Source organism: Bathymodiolus heckerae thiotrophic gill symbiont (assembly GCF_900128515.1).
GTDB lineage: Bacteria > Pseudomonadota > Gammaproteobacteria > PS1 > Pseudothioglobaceae > Thioglobus_A.
In genome coordinates this window covers 1-1,219 of record NZ_FQTP01000213.1, presented here as the reverse complement: position 1 = coordinate 1,219, position 1,219 = coordinate 1, and the positions used below count along the sequence as shown (strand labels likewise).

Here is a 1,219-nt window from a genome sequence, read left to right as displayed (position 1 = left end):
CACTAGTGGGGCAGATTGAAGTATGGATAATTCTACAATTCTAAGCCTAATAGCGGTTAAATATTTGTTGATTGTTTGTCTGCTCAATCCTGTTAATTCCTTGATTTGAACTGCGTTCAAATCAAGAAAAAAATACTTAATTATTTCTCTAAATCTCTTCTCTGAAATACGGGAACGATTTACATACTTGTTCTTTACTTTCATAACGGTACTTTAACATGATTTTAAATATGCTTGGGTTGTCATGACCCATTTTCTTTAATAAAATCATCTCTGGCAAACTTGCACCGCCATTACTGCACCAATACTTACACCTCTAGCAACGAACGAACCAATTAACGGGATTAGCGCAGTAACACGAATATAAAGCGGTATGCCAACCAATGCTGCCACCGGAATGGCAGCTGGATTATCCTTTCCAGCTACTTCAGTAAAAAAATCAGTTGGTACAAAGCCATAAACAACAGCGCCAATAAACATATATGGCATCATAACCTTAAAAAGCGACCAATTCTCACCCAAGCTAACTGATACAAGCCTGGTTGTTGTACTTTTTTAGTGCTACAACAACTTGATGCTGATTCATCACTTAGAGCGTCGCAAGTAGTTATGCCAATTAGCTCTTACTTAATGAAACGATCAAATTTAAAATATTGTAGTAGCACGCCGGCAGCAATTGAAATACTTAAAGCTAATACTGCATAGATAATCGTAACCTGAACGCCTAATATTGGAATAAATAGGATAATGACAATTGGATTAAGTAACGGCGAGGTAAATAAAAACGTCATTACTGGGTCAAATCCAGCACGAGCTTTGAGTAGACCTATAAGCATTGGAATAGTAGAGCAACTGCAAAATGGGGTGATCACACCTAAGCCTGCTGAAATTAAAAAACCCTTACCGTTACGCACACCTAGTAATTTTTGGATTTTTTCAGGTGATATTTTTTGATTGATTAAGGCAACAAAATAACTAATCGCAATAAATAAAGTAATAAAAGCTTCACCTGTGTCCAATAGCTTTTGTTGAGTTTCTATTGAAAAATATTCATCCATTAGAATTTAGAATGGAAATTTATTACCACCACCCATGCCAGGTAGTTTCATTTTTGACATATCAGGCATTCCAGCTGGCATATCTCCACCTTGCAACCCTGCCATTTTAGCCATCATTTTTTGCATCTTACCGCCACTCATTTTTTTCATTTGTTTCTGCA

Annotated in this window: 2 protein-coding genes and 1 pseudogene; all 3 read right to left on the bottom strand. The window is 36.4% G+C overall.

The features are described 5' to 3' along the window. Positions 1–204, bottom strand: a pseudogene (locus tag BTHERMOSOX_RS11330) (IS1595-like element ISBaz1 family transposase); the annotation flags it as partial. 63 nt (positions 205–267) lie between these two features. Continuing rightward, a complete protein-coding gene (locus BTHERMOSOX_RS11980) occupies positions 268–492 on the bottom strand; it encodes a permease (RefSeq protein ID WP_138121216.1) in 225 nt (74 codons plus the stop codon). Positions 493–623: 131 nt separating this feature from the next. Continuing rightward, positions 624–1,058 (bottom strand): permease, encoded by a 435-nt coding sequence (locus tag BTHERMOSOX_RS11975; RefSeq protein WP_138121215.1) that lies wholly within the window; start codon positions 1,056–1,058, stop codon positions 624–626. Positions 1,059–1,219 lie beyond the last annotated feature (161 nt).